Below are 16,180 nucleotides of genomic sequence, written 5' to 3' on the forward strand. Positions count from 1 at the left end.
CCACAGCGCGTCGGGGATGTGGTGAAACTTTGACGTCGATTGATCGCCCACAGGCACCTCCGTGCAAATCGAGAATGGTCTCCTCAACCTGCACTACGGATGCTTGCAGCCAAACGGTTCGGTACTCGGATAGGCTCTTAAGGGGACATTGATTCGGTGAAGCCTGTAGCTTGGACTGTCTACATATTGGAATGCGCAGACCAAACCCTATACACCGGGATTACGACCGACTTGGAAAGCCGACTTGGTAAACACGCCAAGGGTACAGGCGCGAAATACACCAGGGGACGTGAGCCGTTCAAGGTCGTCGATAGCGAGGAACATCGCATGAAGGGGCGTGCCCTGAAACGGGAAGCCGAGATTAAATCGCTGGATAGTGCGGGCAAGCTGAAATTGGCTGCGGCTTGGACGCCCTCGTGAATGGATGGGGCGCAAATGACGTATTAAGTGGCGGTACCGTCTTCTTGTTTCTTGCCAGGCGATGGCATTGGAACCGGGGCGAAGAATTTCAGCGCGAGGAGCACCTAAGGCTCGCCATGGACTGGACATTGTCCCGGCGGATACATATGTCAAAGCGATGCGAATATCGGCAAGTCGTATTGGCATAAGTGGTTATGGATTTGTGCTTCGGGGTGGCCGAAATTAAGTGTTTGCGATCGTCCAAGCTCTGCGAATGATTCTGCATTCGCGGAGAAACCAGCGAGAAAATAGGAGTCGCCGTGGCGACCTAAGCCTGCATCACTATCTGTCTACGTAGGTTTTGAAACCGGCTCTAGAGTGCTACTATCTGATTTATAAGTTGTCATTTAAGAATCTAATGAGAGGGCAGTCTCATGATCCGATCGAAGAGGGCACTGCTGCAGCATTGTTCTTGCTGCGTATTCATTCTTTCTGCTGCGAGTTTCTCGTTCGCAGACGACTTTCAGGTATTGCATACCTTCAGCACCAGCGACGGATACATGCCGTACGCAGCTGTCGCGGTGAGCACGACGGGGATCTATGGAACCACGCCGTTCGGCGGAGCCGGCGACGAGGGGACAATCTTTTCCATGAATCGCGACGGCTCAAACTATCAAGTGCTACGCGCGCCAGGGCCTGGTGATACCGGCGGAAATGCGGCGATCACGCTCGCGGGGTCAGAGCTCTACGGCGTAAGCGGCAACGCGATCTTCGAAATGAATACAGACGGGTCAAACTACCGCGTCCTTCATGACTTCGGAGGAACCGTCGGCGGTAGTAACGCTGCCATGACCCAAGTCGGATCGACGCTCTACGGAATCGCCCCAGGCGGCGGCTCGATCTTCGCTATCAATCTCGACGGCTCGAACTATCACGTCTTGGCTTCTCTCGGCTCCGCCGTGGGCACCAGTGCGCACTCGCAACTGACCGTTGTGGGCTCGGCCCTTTTCGGCACCACGGAATCGGGGGGGCTCAACGGCAATGGCACGGTCTTCTCCCTGAATCTCGACGGATCGAACCTGCACGCCCTGCACGCTCTGCCGAGTGGCCCCAGCAACTATCCCAATGGCAGCCTTGCGCTGGATGGCACACGTCTCTATGGCACCACGTTCATCGGTGGGCCCAATAATCAGGGTAGCATCTATTCTTTGAATCTCGATGGGTCGGGTTTCCAGGTGGACCACTATTTTGCCAACGGCGAAGGAAACAATCCTGCGGCAGGTTTGACGCTGGTGAATCATTTGCTTTATGGGGCGACCAATCTGGGCGGCGCACTTGGCGAGGGAGCGATCTTTTCGTTCGATCCGACCACGTCAACATATAAAACAGTTCATGATCTAACGAACTTCGCGGCTATCAATGCGAGCACACCGCTAACTCTGTCGGGAGAGACGCTCTATGGCGGCACTAACGGCGTGAGCTCTCTGGGGATGGGGGCAATCTTCGCCTATAAGGTGCCTGAGCCGTCGACGTGGTCCCTGGCTGCATTTGCCACGTTTGCTTTCTCGACATTGCTCAGATATCGCCGTCGATCTTCTTAAAGCGTGGTCGTCGTGCGATACTTGAATACGCACCGAGCGCATAAAAAACGGCCAAGCCAAGCGGACTGCTCCGACGCGTCTTAAGTATTTCTACTTGCAACGTATCAGGCGTCGAGCGCTGGCTTAGCCGTATCGTTTTCCTTGTAGTGGAAAAGCGTTTAGCGGCCGAGCAGCTTCGCAGCGATGAAGATCAGGACCGCTCCGCCCAAGCCACCGCCTGCCAGCAAGTACACGAGCGAATAACCGGCGGCGCCCACGATAACCAGACTGCTAATCGGTTCCATTTCTATCTCTCCCAGCAAAAGACCTTTTGTTTTCTGTGCAGCGATTCGACAATCGCTTCGCGTTCAGTTCGTCGAACGCTTTACGACAGACTTAATGCAAGTGACGTGCCAGAAGTGCAAAAGCCCGAAATAACAGGAGTTTTCGCAGCATTTTCTCGTATGTCGCACGCCGTCAGGTCATAGTGGCCGGACCGCGACCGGCATGCCGACCGTGGGACAATTGCTCTACTTGATCGCGACGATTTCGAGGTCGCCATCTTTGCGCGTCACACTGATGCCGACGTCGTGCGCGTACCGATCGAGCACCAGGTCGGCCACGGCATCACCGACGTGCAAATCCTTGATAGTCATGCATGTCAGCGAATCGGGGAGGACGGGCCTTGTGAAGCGAATTTGCCGCCGCGGCGCGTCGATTGACAGTCCTAGGCAGGACTGCAGCATGAAAAACACCGCCCCCGCAGCCCACGATTGCGGAGAGCAAGCAACGGGGTAGAGCGTGGGGCCTTCGCCACGGCGGCGTGGGAATCCACAGAACAATTCCGGCGTACGACGCAACTCGAAAAACGTACTGGCGTCGAATAGTCCGCGCATCACATGCAACGCGCATTCCTGCAAGCCATAGCGGGCAAAACCGTGCGCGATGAGCGCGTTGTCGTGCGGCCAGATCGAGCCGTCGTGATAGGCCATCGGGTTGTAGCGCTTCTCGACGGTACTAACCGTGCGAATTCCCCATCCGGAATAAGAGGTGTCGTCAAGCAGAGTCTGGGCCACTAACGGTGCTCGCTCGGGCAGCGCAATGCCGGAGAAGAGCGCGTGGCCCGCATTCGAGGCCCGCACCCGGCATGGCCTCTTGTCCACGTCAAGTGCCAACGCGTAGGTGCGCAATTCCTCGCACCAGAAGGCTTGATCGAAGCCGGCTCGCAATTTTTCGGCTTTGTCACGCAGTTGCTTGGCGCGCACGCAATCTCCGAGCGCAGCCGCCAGGTTTGCCGCGGCGCGCCAGGCCGCATAGACATAGCCTTGCACTTCGACCAGGGCCAGCGGAGCCACGGCCAACGCGCCGTCGGCGTGGAAGACGGCATCGAACGAATCTTTCCAGCCTTGCGATACCAGACCGTGTTTCGACTGTCGTGCGTACTCGATAAACCCGTCACCGTCCTGATCGCCGTACTCTTCGATCCAGGCGATGGCGCGATCGACATGCGGCCAAAGCCGGGCGACGAATTCCCGATCGGCCGTGCGATCGTAGTAAGCGCCGGCCAATACGACGAACAGCGGCGTGGCATCGACGCTGCCGTAATACTTGCCGAAAGGGATTTCGCCGAGCGCCGCCATCTCACCGCGTCGCGTTTCGTGCAGAATTTTTCCTGGTTCGGCGTCCTGTTCCGGAATGACTTCACTGGCCTGATGCTGTGCCAGGTAGGTGAGCACAGCTCGCGCCATGTCCGGATTGATCCACAGGTATTCCAGCGCCGTGATGATGCCATCGCGGCCAAACACCGTGCTGAACCAAGGCACGCCGGCGTACGGATAAGGTCCGGCATCCGTTTCCGTACACATCATGTGCAGGTCGGACGCCGAGCGGCTGAGCCAGCCGTTGTAGAGAGGGTTATTCGTCCACAGAACGGCGTCCCCGCGGCGAGCGTCGGCACTCGAACGTTGTGATTTCTTCAGCGCCTGATCGTAGTCGGCCGTACATCCAACCTCGGCCACGCGAGAATCTTCGGCAACGCGGCATTCGACCGTGATGAAATAGGTTCGCTCCTCGGCGGCATCCAGACGCACGTCGTACCAGGCGGCCGACGCATTTAACCGGTCGGGTGCCGGCGAAAATTCGATATTCGTCCGACGCATGACGTTATCCAATCCTTGATACGCCAACATCAGTCGGCCCGGTTCGATCGCCGGCTCGAAACGTTTTCCGCGACTGTCGCGCTTGGTGCCGCGGACCTCGAAGATGTCGACGAAATCGGCGTCGATCGATAATCGCAACGAAAGTTGCACCTCGTGTTGCGCATAATTCCGCACGTTCACTTTCATGAAACAGGCGCCCTGCCATAGAAAGCAAGACCGCAAGATGTGAACCGTTTCGCGTCCCAGTAGGACATGCTCACCGGACGTCAGGTCCGGATTCGTCAAGTCGACCGTCAACAGGGAGTTATCTTCGACGACGGTCGAACTGAGGAATAGTGGCTGGCGGCCGTTCAACGTCAGCTTGCAGCAATTCAGGAAGCGCGTTCCCTCGAAATAAAGTCCTTCCTCGCCCAGTCCCAGCGGCTGAATGTCGCCGTACTGGTCGAACACGCCGAACATGTCGTTGTTCTTGAGAACTCTGACGTGGTCGTTAGTGCGAGAAGACGTCGCGAGAATATAAAACTGATCATTGACTTCAATGACCTCGTCCATGCGTGCCTCCACGGCTTGGCAACTGCGAGAATAATTCAACGTATTGCCGTGCGGCGCGTTCGATCGTGAAGCGCTCTTCGAATTTTTCGCGACAGCGCTGTCGGTCCCACTTCAGCAGGTTGCCCAGGCATTGGACTGCCTGATCGACACTGTCACAGATGCATCCGGTGACGCCTTCGTCAATCACTTCGGGCACCGCGCCGTGACGAAAGGCCACGACCGGCGTGCCGCAGGCCATGGCTTCGATCATTACCAGCCCGAACGGTTCGGGCCAATCGATTGGGAACACCAAGGCGCGTGCGCGGCCGAGAAACTCGTTCTTTTGCGATTCATTGATCTCACCGACGAACTCTACATGAGCCTGCCCCAACAACGGTTCGATCTCGGTCTCGTAATACTTGCGATCTGCGTCGTCGACTTTCGCCGCGATCTTGAGTGGCATGCCGACTCGCTTGGCAATCTCGATCGCCCGATCCGCGCGTTTCTCGGGCGAAATGCGCCCCAGGAACGCCAAGTAGTCGTCGGGCTGGCGATGAAAGGTGAGCAAGTCCGGTGGCAAGCCGTGGTGGATCGTCGCCTGCCAGTTCGCCATCGGTAGCGGCGTTCTTTGATTGTCTGAAATCGAGACAACGGGCATGTCACGGAACTCGTTGTAAAGTGGGACCAGGTCCGGCAAGTCCAGCCGACCGTGTAAGGTGGTCACCTGCGGGATGTGCATGCGCCGTGAAACGGGATAATGCAAGTAATCGATGTGGTAATGCACGACGTCGAAATCCGCGGCGCATTTTGAAACCTTCTCGACGAGCAGAATGTGGTGCGCCAGCGGATCGATGCATTTCTCGTCGAGGCGCAGAGAATGCGGCGCCATCGGCACTAGTCGCGCCGCTGTCTCGGAATCGCCACTGGCGAAAAGCGTGACGTCGTGTCCTTGCCGAACAAGCTCTTCGGTCAGAAACGACACGATTCGCTCGGTACCGCCATATAACTTCGGCGGGACGCTTTCATACAACGGGGCGACTTCGGCAATCTTCATGGGACAGTGTCCGACTGCGAATCACGGGGCTAGTGCTGCTTGAAGTACTGAACTTCCCGCTCATGTTTCTCCGCACCTGCGCGCGTTTCGAAGGTTCCCAGATTACGACGCTTACCGGTTTTGGGATTTTTCTTTCGGGAGTAGAGTCGGTATGAGCCATCCGACAACTTGCGGATCATCGGTACCTCCACGCGATTAAAGAAGACGGCCCCCCGTGTGGGTTCAAGCGACCGTAAATCTTACGGATTCGGAGCAGCAGGCGGGTTTTTGCCGCTCGTTTCGACAGTTGTTTCCGTCGTTGTCGTCGTCGAACCCTCGGGCGACGTGACGGTCGTCGACTTCTTCACCGAACTTTCCTTGTGACATCCCGCGACACTGACCCCAAGAATCAACATGGCGATCAGAAGTCTTATCGATTTCATGGCTCTAATCCTCTTATTCAAAAGCGAAAACGTTTAGCGGTGTTTCTATAACGGTCGGTGCATCGCGACGAACGCCCGCAAGGGCTTCAACATTCAGAATCTCCATGGGATGGCGCCGAAAATCGCCAACAGCAAAACGATGGCCACCACCAAACCGATTCCACCTGAGGGGTAATAACCCCAACCGTTATTGTATGGCCACGCCGGCACAGCCCCGATCAATAGCAGGATCAAAACCAACAGCAATAGAGTTGCCATGACATGCCTCGCTGAAGTTAGCCGCGTCCGAGCAGCGAATCACCTTTAGTCGCTTCCGGGCCCGAACGTCGGGAAACCCGCTGGAGCGCTCTCGCTCGCTTAAAGTTGCATTTTGCGTACCGAACGGTCGCAGGCTTGCAAGCCAACTCGTTTGTTAGGCGTCTTTACACTATGCCCTCGCTGCCTGGCGGTTCACGAGTCACACAAGTCAGCAGACATTCTCTAGCCGCCACGCATGAAGAAGGGTGCGCAAAGAAAGAGTCGCGCCCTTTACGGCATGCCGAGGTAGAGCCGGCACACCTCAAGGACGCGACTCTGGTCGCGCAAGCGAATTTTTAAGAGGCCACTTATAGAAGCCTATCCGTTCAAAGCCGACCCACTCACCAGTAATAACCGTATGGTCGAGCGGCACGATAGGGACCATTGCCGTAACCATACCCATAACCGGGGCCGTAAAAGCCGCGTCCGTAAGGCCGATAGTACGCTCGAGCGTAATACGGGCGCCCATAACCGCGGCCATAGCCCCAGCGCGCCTGGGCCTGATTCGGTTCGCAGGCCAAACCCACGACAAATGCCGCAACGACGGCAAGTGCTAATAGACTTTTCCGAAACATGATTAACCTCCCAGTGGAATCTCGTTGTTCCGCTAGTCCTACGATGCCATTCTTTAGGATGACATGCACGTCGCATGCCAATTTCAGGAGTTCGCGGGAGCAAGTCGCTCATCCGCGTCTTGGTCCACGGTCACGATCGCGTCGACCGCGATATGCAGCGTACGCAGCTTATTTCGCAGACTACCACGGGTGATTCCCAGCAGTTTGGCCGCCTGTGATTGATTGCCACGTGTGTGCTGCAGTACGCGCGCCAGGACATAGCGATCGACCAGGGCAATTGTCTCGGCGTAAATATCGTGCGAACGCCTTTGCAACTGGTCGTCCATGAATGTTTGCAGGTTGCTATTCGGCATGCCGGAGCTGGAGCGCGCCGAGTTCTGCGCCCTATCCTCGTAATGCCGCACATCATCCGGCAGGAATTCGGCAAGAATCAGGGGGCCGGTCGTCTGTAGTAACGCCTGGCGAAGTACGGCCTGCAACTCGCGCACATTGCCTGGCCAAGGGTACCGCGTGAGCACGTCAAGCGCATCGGGCGAAAGGCCGCGGACGCTCTTTCCGATCTCGGTGCCGTAACGCTGCAAGAATCGCGTAATAAGTAACTGGACGTCCTCGCCGCGCTCGCGCAAGGGCGGGAGCTTGATCGAGAAACCGTTCAATCGATAGTAAAGGTCCTCGCGAAACTGCCCGTCCATCGCCATTTGCTTCAGATCGCGGTTCGTGGCGGTGATGATGCGGACATCGGTCTGGATGGTCTCGCCTCCGCCCACACGCTCGAACCGTTGCTCCTGCAAAATGCGCAATACCTTGCTTTGTACGAGCGGGGACATATCGCCCACCTCGTCCAGGAAGATCGTGCCTCCCGAGCATTGCTCGAACTTACCAATGCGGCGTTGATCGGCGCTCGTGAAGGCCCCTTTTTCGTGCCCAAAGAGCTCGCTTTCCAGCAGCGCCTCGGGGATGGCGGCGCAATTGACAGCCAAAAAATGCTTGTCGGCCCGGCGGCTGTGATGATAGATGGCCCGCGCGACCAGTTCCTTGCCGGTACCGCTTTCACCATGAATGAGAACTGTCACATCTTGAGGCGCAACGCGGCCGATCGCCTTGAAGACCTCTTGCATGTGGGCACTGCGCCCCACTAGTTCGTCGCCGGTGGGATCGATCGACTCGCCCGTTTCGAGTTCAACCGGAACTTGCATCAAGTCGCGAATCTTCAGCGCGCGCTCCACCAGTTCACGCAGCTTGGGCAGGTGCAATGGCTTGAGCAGGTAGTCATAGGCGCCCAGCTTCATAGCCTCGATGGCCGTATCGCTCGAGCCACGCCCGGTGATGAAAATCACGGGCAGCTTCGCGTCCCGCTCGCGGATCTGATGCACCAGTTCCAAGCCCGAGCAATCTCGCAGCACGATGTCCAGCAGCACGACGTCAGGCTTCTCGTCGATCAGGGCGAGCGCTTGCTCGGGCGTCTGCGCCGTGAGTACCGAGATCGGTGAATCGCGGAACGCCTGACTGATCAGATGGAGAACCGTGCGATCGTCGTCGATGACGAGCAGCTTGGCCATGACTCCACACTCCTTCGACTCAGCCGCTGGGGCAGATTTGTTCGATTGTGCAGGCGCTCGATGCAACATCGAGGCACCAGATAGTCCGGGGGGACTGGTCGCAAACGGTGTGCCGACTCTTTTTCGAACGACCTGCGAGATTAGTAACCAGTCGACGAAACTCACGATATCCAACTGTGATGCGGAATCCCCCGATTTTGGCATTCCGGTTGCTTTCACTCGTTGTTCGGCACCGGGGTTGGGCCGGTTTGCAGTGTGGGCAAGGCAGGTCCTCTCGGTTTATTCCTCGGAAAACCCACCTCTTCACCCATGGATGGTCGAGTACTAGCCGCCGTGGTCTCCCAGCGACCATGTAACCGGGGGTTCGGAGCGCCGCCACAATTTTTTGTCCGGCGGAACGGTGTTACTCGTAGTTGGATTAGTAAAGGATACAAATGGCATCGAATGACTTGGTTTTAGAAAAGCCGAACTCGGCCAATGAATTCCTTTCCGTCGAAGAGTCTGCCAAAACCGGGGCGGGATGGTCGCCGGTGATCGAAGGCAATGGTGCTTCGTCCCCACCGACAAGAATGCTGGGTTCAGCGGACGTTGCCACTGCCGACCGCATCGTGTCACTGGTTCGGGCGCGCAAGGTTGCGCCGCGCGCGACATATCGCTGCCAATTCCACAATGGTTTCGCTTTCCGCGACGCGGCGGCGGTCGTGCCGTATCTAGCATCGCTGGGCATTTCGCATCTCTATGCCTCGCCGGTTTGGCATGCTCGTCCTGGCAGCACGCACGGATACGACGTCTGCAATCATCAAGAATTCGACGAGGAACTCGGAGGAGAAGAGGGCTGGAATGTTCTCCAGTCCGCGCTGGGCGAGCACGGAATGAAGATCCTGCTGGATGTTGTGCCGAATCACATGAGCACGCATGCCCAGAACTTGTGGTGGGACGACATGCTGGAGAACGGGCCAAGTTCGCCTTATGCCAGTTATTTCGATATCGATTGGCAGCCCGTAAAGCCCGAGCTCGACGGACGTGTCCTGCTGCCTGTTTTGGGGCGGCAGTATGGCGAGGCACTGGAAGCGGGAGAGTTACGCGTCGTCTTCGCAGCGGGAGCGATGTTCCTGGGCTACTTCGATCGGTTGCTTCCGCTGGATCCAAAGACGGCCCCCATGATTCTGGGAAGAAACCTCGACGAGCTGCGCGCGGCGTTAGTCGATGCGCCCGATGAATTGGCCGAATACGAAAGTATCCTGACGGCGCTCGATCATTTGCCCTCGCGCGATGCGAAGACCAATGAATACATCGTCGAACGGCAGCGTGACAAGCAGGTCATCAAACGCCGGCTGCGCGAACTGACGGTCAGTTCCCCACGCGTCCGCGAGTTCATCGATAAGAATATTTCACAGATCAATGGCACTGCCGGAGAACCGGCGAGCTTCGACAAGCTCGACGAATTGTGCACCGCGCAGGTCTATCGCTTGTCCCATTGGAAGGTGGCGGGCGACGAAGTCAATTACCGACGTTTCTTCGACATTAACGAATTGGCGGCGCTCTGTATTGAAGATGCTGACGCTTTCTTCCAAACCCATCGGTTGGTGACGCGTCTGCTCGCCGAGGGAACGGCGAGCGGATTGCGTATCGACCATATCGATGGACTGTACGCGCCCGAACAGTATTTGTGGCGGCTGCAATGGGCCTATCTGGCAGAGTTGGTGCAGAGCGCGTTGAGCGAGGAAACAGGCACGTCAGCAACCAATGGAAATGGCACGACCGACGCCGCGGCGGAAGACGCCGCCGTCCCCCCGCCCGATCGCGCGGCAGAGATCGTCGCCACGATTTGTTGCCGCTTGGGCATGCCTTGTCCCCAGGGGGACGACTGGCGTGCGGTCCTGGGCCGAACCGTCACGACTGTTCCTGTCGAAGCGAGCATCGTGCAACGGACGAACGTCCCCGCGGCCGAAGAACAGAGCGATTTGTTTATTCCGCTGTTCGTCGTTGTCGAGAAAATCTTGGGCCCTCACGAGCCGCTTCCCGAAACGTGGCCCGTGGCCGGCACGACGGGGTACGATTTTTTGCAAATGTGCGACGGGCTCTTTCTGCCCGACGACGGCTGGCGGCAAATCAAGCGGGACTTCGCCCGCATCACCGGAGATCCGACATCGTTCGAAGAGGTAGCGCTTAACAGCAAGAAGCTGATCCTCACCGTCGCGATGGCGGGCGAGTTGCAGATGCTGGCGCATCGTCTAAACCGAATTTCGGAGCAACACCGACGCTCGCGCGATTTCACCTTGAACATGTTGCGCTATGCCCTGCGCGAGATTCTGATCTGCTTTCCGGTGTACCGCATCTATCCCGGACCGTTGGGGGTCTCGGAACGTGATCGGCATTTTGTCGCATTGGCGGTAGCACAGGCCAAACGTCGTAACCCCGTGGTCGATGCCAGCCTGTTCGACTTTGTACGCGATGTGCTGCTGCTGGTGCATCCTGCCGGACTGAGTGCCGAGGCGATCCGCGAACGAGAACTTTTCGCTGGCCGCTTCCAGCAAGTAACGAGCCCCGTCATGGCCAAGGGGGTGGAAGACACGACATTTTACGTCTACAGCCCGCTGTTGTCGGTCAATGAAGTAGGCAACAAGCCCGAGGCCCCGGTGGTGGCGCCGGCCGCGTTTCACGCCTGGAACGGCGAGCGTGCACGATTGTATCCGCACGCGATGCTCGCCTCGTCCACGCACGACACTAAGCGGAGCGAAGACGTCCGTTCGCGACTCAATATATTGGCCGAGATGCCCAGCGCCTGGCGCAGCGCCGTACAGCACTGGATGCGTCTGAATCGGCGCCGCCGCGTCGAAATCGACGGAGCACCGGCACCCAGCCGCGGCGACGAATACCTGTGTTATCAAAGCCTGGTCGGCGTTTGGCCGCTGGAGGAGAACGCCGACGCCATGAGCTCGCTCACCGAGCGAATGTGCCAATATATGGAAAAGGCCGTTCACGAAGCCAAGCAGCGCACGAGTTGGATCAATCCCAACGAGGCATACAATCGCTCAATCAAGAGTTTCGTCACGTCACTATTACAACCGCGCCGCGACAATCGGTTTCTAGCAGATTTGCGCAAATGGCAAGGGCCCGTCGCTAGGCTGGGCCTCGTGAACGGGCTGGCCGAGTTGGTGTTGAAACTCACTTCTCCCGGCTTCCCGGACATCTATCAGGGACAGGAGTGCTGGGCCTTCCGCCTGGTCGATCCGGACAATCGGGGACACGTGGATTACACCCAACACGCGCAGCTGCTGGCCGAGCTGAAACAGACGGCCGGCGGTCGTGAAGGGTTGCTCGAACTGGCGCGGACATTAACCGAGAATCCGGCCGATCCACGCATGAAGCTCTTCGTCACCTGGCGGCTACTCGAATTGCGTCGGCATTTTGAAAGCCTTCTGGGCCATTCGCACCGCTACTTGCCATTGCATGTGACGGGGTTGAAGGCCGAACATGTCGTGGCCTTTGCACGGGTGGCGGTCCCCGATGACGAGAACCCCCAACGCGCCATCGTCGTTGTCGTACCACGGCTGGTCGCGCGACTGTTGGGCTTTACGGCCGAAAGCGCCGACGCGACGCTGTTGCCTTGCGGACCGGAAGTATGGACCGATACTCGGGTCGAGTTGCCGAGCGACGTTCAGGGCGAATTTCAGGACGCCTTCACCGGGGAGCAAAGAACTCTCTCGGGTGGCATCACGATGGGCGAGCTGCTCGCGAACTTCCCGGTTGCCGTGCTCGCCCCGCAGTGATCTGGCCGGCACACCTCGATTAGTGGTATCTATTAATAGGTGCGTCGCCGATACCGAGAATCACGCTCGACAATGACAATTCTGATGATCTCTCACATTCTTTAAGCGGCAATCACGCCGCTGCCCGGCTGATCGAGCCACATCAGCATCGAGAAGTAATCTCGCAGGTGGCGTGTGAGGAGGAAGTTTTCGCGGACGAAGTCGTGCCCGACATCTCCCATGCGCAGTCGTTTGTCGTTATAGCGCAGCAGGTAACGGATGCGGTAAGCAGCTCCCGCGGGCGAATGGACAAGAAATCCGGTCTGATAGTCGTGTACTTGCAGGGCGATTCCGCCCGACGCTCCGCCGATGACCGGCTTTCCCTTCCACAAGGCCTCGGTCACAGTGAGGCCAAAACCTTCCTTCAGGGATTTTTGCAGCACGATGATCGCCGAGCGCTGCAAAGCGTTAATCTCGCGATGCGAATCCGAGGGCAACAGCAGCACATGCAAATCAGGATCATTGCCGGCCCGCTCCATAACCTCGGCCAACACTTCGGCTCCTTCTGGATCGTCGTCAGCGGGCCCTCCGACCAATACCAGTTGCAATTCCGGATGCGCCGGCTTCACCAGCCGAAATGCGTCGATGACGCCCAGCGGGTCCTTGAATCGATCGAAGCGCGAGACTTGCAGCAGCATGGGGCGCTCGGGGTCAATTCCCAAGCGTTCCAGAATCGCCACGCGCTCCGCATCATCCATGGGCGAATTCTTCGCGGCCAGGGGATCAATCGAGGGAGGAATCAAAAACATCGGTCGATTAATGGGGCGCGTAAACGAGGCCATCGAAAAGATCGTGGCTTCGTAATCGGCGATTCCCTCGCTCAAGTGCTTCCACACCATTCGGTCCGGACGCGAGGCATCGATATGGCATCGCCAGACCCAGCGGCCCACCTTGCCCGGCGCTGTGAAACGCGGCAGAAAAATCGGCTGCGGATCGTGTACGAAGACGACGTCGGCCTCGAGGTTCAACCGCCGCGCATTGGCCTCGTTGATATCCGTATGCAATTTGTAATCCGCCGCGCGTAGATTCACAGGCAGGCCTTGCAGACCGTTGTGAAATGACTTGGTGACCCGGTAAAAATCGGGGTTTCCCTGGATAACTTCCCAGTGGGTGTCGATTCCTAGTTCGACCATCATCGGGATCATCCAGCCGAGAATTTCGGCCACGCCGCCACCCTGACGCGTTGAATTCACGTGAACGATGCGTTTACCCGCCAGGCGCGAGCCCAGTCGGCGCAGCCGCTCGATTTCGTATCGTCCGACCACTTCTTCGTAACGTTCGAGCAGGCTCATGCGGCACCTCCCAGGACAGCTTTCGGCTCGGCGAGAAACGCGCAGAGATGTTCCAAGAACTGTTCGCGAAGTTGATTCAAATTAAGGAAATAAAAATCGATCTTACGCAGCCGTTGCACCAATTCGTCGGGCGCGCCGATCTCTTCGAGCCAACTCGAAAAGTCATCCACGTTCTTTCGGCGATAGGCCTCATGGACGTGGAAGAAGAGTGACCGCCGAGACATGCGTGGCAGCGCCTCAACCAAGCCTGCCAAAGTAGAAAAACGTTCACCGGTATCGAAGGCCACCAGCCGCGATTCGACCAGATGCAATTCGAGCCCCGGGCGGCACCAGGGTACGCGTTCCAGCGCCCACAAATGCTCCTCGAGTATGTCGATTAACTGAGCCCGCGCCCCCTCGATACCGCAGCGCGCATAGGGGTTCAGCAACGCCAGTTCTTCGGCCAATTCACGATCGCCTAACGCGTCCCAACTCCAGCGCGCAAGGTCGTTGGGAAATTCGTACAGTTCGAAATGGTCTTCCAGGGCACATCGCATTAAATGATGCTCGAGCACGATGGGCTCCGCCGAGCGGACGGCATCTAACAACTCGCGCAGATTGCAGCAGGCGCGACCCGTCGCGCAGCGCACCAGGCTGCAATCCTCGATAATGAATTCCTGCTTCATCGCTAGCTCCTCTCGGCCAGATCCACTCGCTCAAATACAAATCGCTCTGAACTGAAATGCACTGCCGGACTGCAATCCGCAACCATCTCAGGGCACGGCGTCAATCGCGCCCGAAGAACTCCTACGGAGTGGCGGACTCTTTTGCTTCCTCTCGCCGCTCGCGAATGCGCTCCCGGAGTGGAGCTCCGTCGACATCGACTTGCACCCCGCCCGGCCCGACGTTGACGTCCACACCGTCGCCGGAACGAGGGACGACGGGCGTTGCAGGCCCTTCGATGCGAATATCAGCGCCAGGAACATCGATCTTCGTTTCACGGCCGACGGGCGGGTTGTCGTCGATCCGTTTCTTCTCGTCGCACCCCGCGCTCGCGAGCAGGGTTATCCCGATTAGGCCGACGCATAGGGTCGAGAAAATTGTCGTTTTCATGGAATCATCTCGTAACAGAGGGCTTCGCAAGCAGGAGTAAGGTGCCCAGTCGGGCATCGGTCATCCTCATTCCCACCTATCTCGCCGTCCTGCAAGCGCCATGCCAACTGGCATCGGGGCCCACCGCAGTTGGCTGATTGACGAGCGAACTAGCTAATTGCAAGCCACCTTGACCGCCATCCCGCCAGAACATTGGCGTGATTAACCACTTTGGCGCGATAGATGCTCATCGAATTGTCGGCGACGAGCATCTCGTTGGTCCTCGCAATTACGAACAGCACGCTTTTTTTGGGGAGAAGACATTCATGACAGCCACAGCTTTCACAACTTTCACGAAGGGCCCTTTAATAGACTCTCCCGCAAAACCAATCTCGTCGAGTTTATCTCGCGAGGTTAAAGGATGGGCTACCAGCCTCAGCTCGGCCATGGTTGCTTTCGTATCGCTTGCAACGATTGGTGTTCTGCCAGCGACGAGTTTCGGCCAGGCCGTGGAACCAGTGGCGCGCAAGGCGTCCGCTCAACCGAGCAATGAACAAATTCGTTCGACCGAGGGACCGATATTTCGCGTCGGCGCGATCATGGGATCAAACCTGTCCAGTAGTGACTCCAAAGGATCGGCAAAGGTCCAGGACGTGATCATGGATCTGGATACGGGCCATGTGCCGTTCATCGTGCTTGCGATCGACGATGCCGCTAGCGCCGCAGGATCGCTGGTCGTCCCCACGAGCGCAATTCGCGATTTCGGCACGCGCGAGCAATCGCTGCGATTGACTGCCAATGAGTTACGACAGAGCCCGAAAGTTCCCAAAGCAGCGAGTGAGCTGACACGAGCCTGGGCCACGAGCGTGCTAGGACATTTTAAAACCGAGCCCTATTGGAAAGCCGATAACGATCGCGTCAGTGACCGCGACGTCCTGGTGCGAGCCAGTCAGTTGCACGACGTAGTTGTTGTGGCTGACGACGGTAAGCCGCTGGGACGGATCCAGGATTTTGCGATGACATCGCGCGGCGACATCGCCTACGCCGGCCTGAGCCAGCACGATAAAGCCGATCAATTGCACCCGATTCCCTTGAGTGCATTCATCGCCCCGGTGGGAAATACCGAATGGCGGCTGAATCTCCCGCCTGACATCGTCGAGAATACCCCGAAATTCGCCGCGGCTAGCTGGCCTACCACGCTAGATCGCGGCTGGCTCGAGTACGTCCATGTGCGCTACGGCCGCTCGGTATTCGACGGGGTTAATCGCACGGCGCAACCCAATCAGGCCACGGCTCAGAAAGAGAGCAAGTGAGGCAGAGCTTCGCGGGACATGGAACCCCTTGTCGCTCGAGATCGCGCTCACTGTGATACGAAAAGGGTGGCGATGAAAACAGTTTTCACCGCCACCCTTTTTTTCGATCGCGGGCG

At 57.9% G+C, this 16,180-nt stretch carries 14 protein-coding genes; 4 read left to right on the forward strand and 10 right to left on the reverse strand.

The features are described 5' to 3' along the window. The first annotated feature begins 156 nt into the window (after nt 1–156). Both VGN12_11210 and VGN12_11215 read left to right on the forward strand, forming a co-directional pair. Entirely contained in the window at nt 157–420 is a 264-nt protein-coding gene (locus VGN12_11210) for a GIY-YIG nuclease family protein (protein HEY4310011.1), read from the forward strand. Nucleotides 421–833: 413 nt separating this feature from the next. Next, nucleotides 834–2,000 (forward strand): choice-of-anchor tandem repeat GloVer-containing protein, encoded by a 1,167-nt coding sequence (locus VGN12_11215; protein HEY4310012.1) that lies wholly within the window; start codon nt 834–836, stop codon nt 1,998–2,000. A gap of 158 nt (nt 2,001–2,158) precedes the next feature. Here the strand turns inward: VGN12_11215 and VGN12_11220 are convergent, their stop codons facing one another. From VGN12_11220 to VGN12_11250, 7 genes are all read right to left on the reverse strand, one after another. Next, nucleotides 2,159–2,284 (reverse strand): hypothetical protein, encoded by a 126-nt coding sequence (locus VGN12_11220; protein HEY4310013.1) that lies wholly within the window; start codon nt 2,282–2,284, stop codon nt 2,159–2,161. 225 nt (nt 2,285–2,509) lie between these two features. Further along, on the reverse strand, nt 2,510–4,690 hold the full coding sequence (locus VGN12_11225) for an amylo-alpha-1,6-glucosidase (protein HEY4310014.1): 2,181 nt from the start codon (nt 4,688–4,690) through the stop codon (nt 2,510–2,512). Beyond that, complete coding sequence (locus tag VGN12_11230) at nt 4,674–5,723, reverse strand: glycosyltransferase family 4 protein (GenBank protein ID HEY4310015.1); 1,050 nt, start codon at nt 5,721–5,723, stop codon at nt 4,674–4,676. Before VGN12_11230 ends, VGN12_11225 begins: the two co-directional genes overlap by 17 nt. Nucleotides 5,724–5,962: 239 nt before the next feature. Then, entirely contained in the window at nt 5,963–6,145 is a 183-nt protein-coding gene (locus VGN12_11235; protein ID HEY4310016.1) for a hypothetical protein, read from the reverse strand. 93 nt (nt 6,146–6,238) lie between these two features. Next, nucleotides 6,239–6,403 carry a DUF3309 domain-containing protein gene (locus tag VGN12_11240; protein HEY4310017.1) on the reverse strand — a complete coding sequence of 55 codons (165 nt, stop codon included), beginning with the start codon at nt 6,401–6,403 and terminating at the stop codon, nt 6,239–6,241. Nucleotides 6,404–6,783: 380 nt separating this feature from the next. Further along, complete coding sequence (locus VGN12_11245) at nt 6,784–7,017, reverse strand: hypothetical protein (GenBank protein ID HEY4310018.1); 234 nt, start codon at nt 7,015–7,017, stop codon at nt 6,784–6,786. An 83-nt stretch (nt 7,018–7,100) separates the two neighbouring features. After that, a complete protein-coding gene (locus VGN12_11250; GenBank protein HEY4310019.1) occupies nt 7,101–8,576 on the reverse strand; it encodes a sigma-54 dependent transcriptional regulator in 1,476 nt (491 codons plus the stop codon). A 434-nt stretch (nt 8,577–9,010) separates the two neighbouring features. Between VGN12_11250 and treY the strand changes: the two genes are divergently transcribed. Beyond that, entirely contained in the window at nt 9,011–12,349 is a 3,339-nt protein-coding gene (gene treY, locus VGN12_11255; protein ID HEY4310020.1) for a malto-oligosyltrehalose synthase, read from the forward strand. A 101-nt stretch (nt 12,350–12,450) separates the two neighbouring features. Here treY and VGN12_11260 read toward each other — a convergent pair whose 3' ends face one another. The 3 genes from VGN12_11260 to VGN12_11270 form a co-directional block, all read right to left on the reverse strand. Continuing rightward, a complete protein-coding gene (locus VGN12_11260; GenBank protein ID HEY4310021.1) occupies nt 12,451–13,680 on the reverse strand; it encodes a glycosyltransferase in 1,230 nt (409 codons plus the stop codon). After that, entirely contained in the window at nt 13,677–14,345 is a 669-nt protein-coding gene (locus VGN12_11265) for a DUF5752 family protein (protein HEY4310022.1), read from the reverse strand. Before VGN12_11265 ends, VGN12_11260 begins: the two co-directional genes overlap by 4 nt. 121 nt (nt 14,346–14,466) lie before the next feature. Next, a complete protein-coding gene (locus VGN12_11270; GenBank protein ID HEY4310023.1) occupies nt 14,467–14,772 on the reverse strand; it encodes a hypothetical protein in 306 nt (101 codons plus the stop codon). Between the two features lie 425 nt (nt 14,773–15,197). Here VGN12_11270 and VGN12_11275 point away from each other — a divergent pair, with 425 nt between their 5' ends. After that, a complete protein-coding gene (locus VGN12_11275) occupies nt 15,198–16,064 on the forward strand; it encodes a hypothetical protein (protein HEY4310024.1) in 867 nt (288 codons plus the stop codon). The last annotated feature ends 116 nt before the right edge of the window (nt 16,065–16,180 follow it).

The organism is Pirellulales bacterium (assembly GCA_036499395.1).
Lineage (GTDB): Bacteria > Planctomycetota > Planctomycetia > Pirellulales > JACPPG01 > JACPPG01.

Coding starts and splice junctions, on each gene's coding strand:
- treY (HEY4310020.1), top strand. CDS start 9,011: ATGGCATCGAATGACTTGGTTTTAGAAAAGCCGAACTCGGCCAATGAA.
- VGN12_11270 (HEY4310023.1), bottom strand. CDS start 14,772: ATGAAAACGACAATTTTCTCGACCCTATGCGTCGGCCTAATCGGGATA.
- VGN12_11220 (HEY4310013.1), bottom strand. CDS start 2,284: ATGGAACCGATTAGCAGTCTGGTTATCGTGGGCGCCGCCGGTTATTCG.
- VGN12_11245 (HEY4310018.1), bottom strand. CDS start 7,017: ATGTTTCGGAAAAGTCTATTAGCACTTGCCGTCGTTGCGGCATTTGTC.
- VGN12_11215 (HEY4310012.1), top strand. CDS start 834: ATGATCCGATCGAAGAGGGCACTGCTGCAGCATTGTTCTTGCTGCGTA.
- VGN12_11275 (HEY4310024.1), top strand. CDS start 15,198: ATGGTTGCTTTCGTATCGCTTGCAACGATTGGTGTTCTGCCAGCGACG.
- VGN12_11265 (HEY4310022.1), bottom strand. CDS start 14,345: ATGAAGCAGGAATTCATTATCGAGGATTGCAGCCTGGTGCGCTGCGCG.
- VGN12_11235 (HEY4310016.1), bottom strand. CDS start 6,145: ATGAAATCGATAAGACTTCTGATCGCCATGTTGATTCTTGGGGTCAGT.
- VGN12_11260 (HEY4310021.1), bottom strand. CDS start 13,680: ATGAGCCTGCTCGAACGTTACGAAGAAGTGGTCGGACGATACGAAATC.
- VGN12_11225 (HEY4310014.1), bottom strand. CDS start 4,690: ATGGACGAGGTCATTGAAGTCAATGATCAGTTTTATATTCTCGCGACG.
- VGN12_11250 (HEY4310019.1), bottom strand. CDS start 8,576: ATGGCCAAGCTGCTCGTCATCGACGACGATCGCACGGTTCTCCATCTG.
- VGN12_11240 (HEY4310017.1), bottom strand. CDS start 6,403: ATGGCAACTCTATTGCTGTTGGTTTTGATCCTGCTATTGATCGGGGCT.
- VGN12_11230 (HEY4310015.1), bottom strand. CDS start 5,723: ATGAAGATTGCCGAAGTCGCCCCGTTGTATGAAAGCGTCCCGCCGAAG.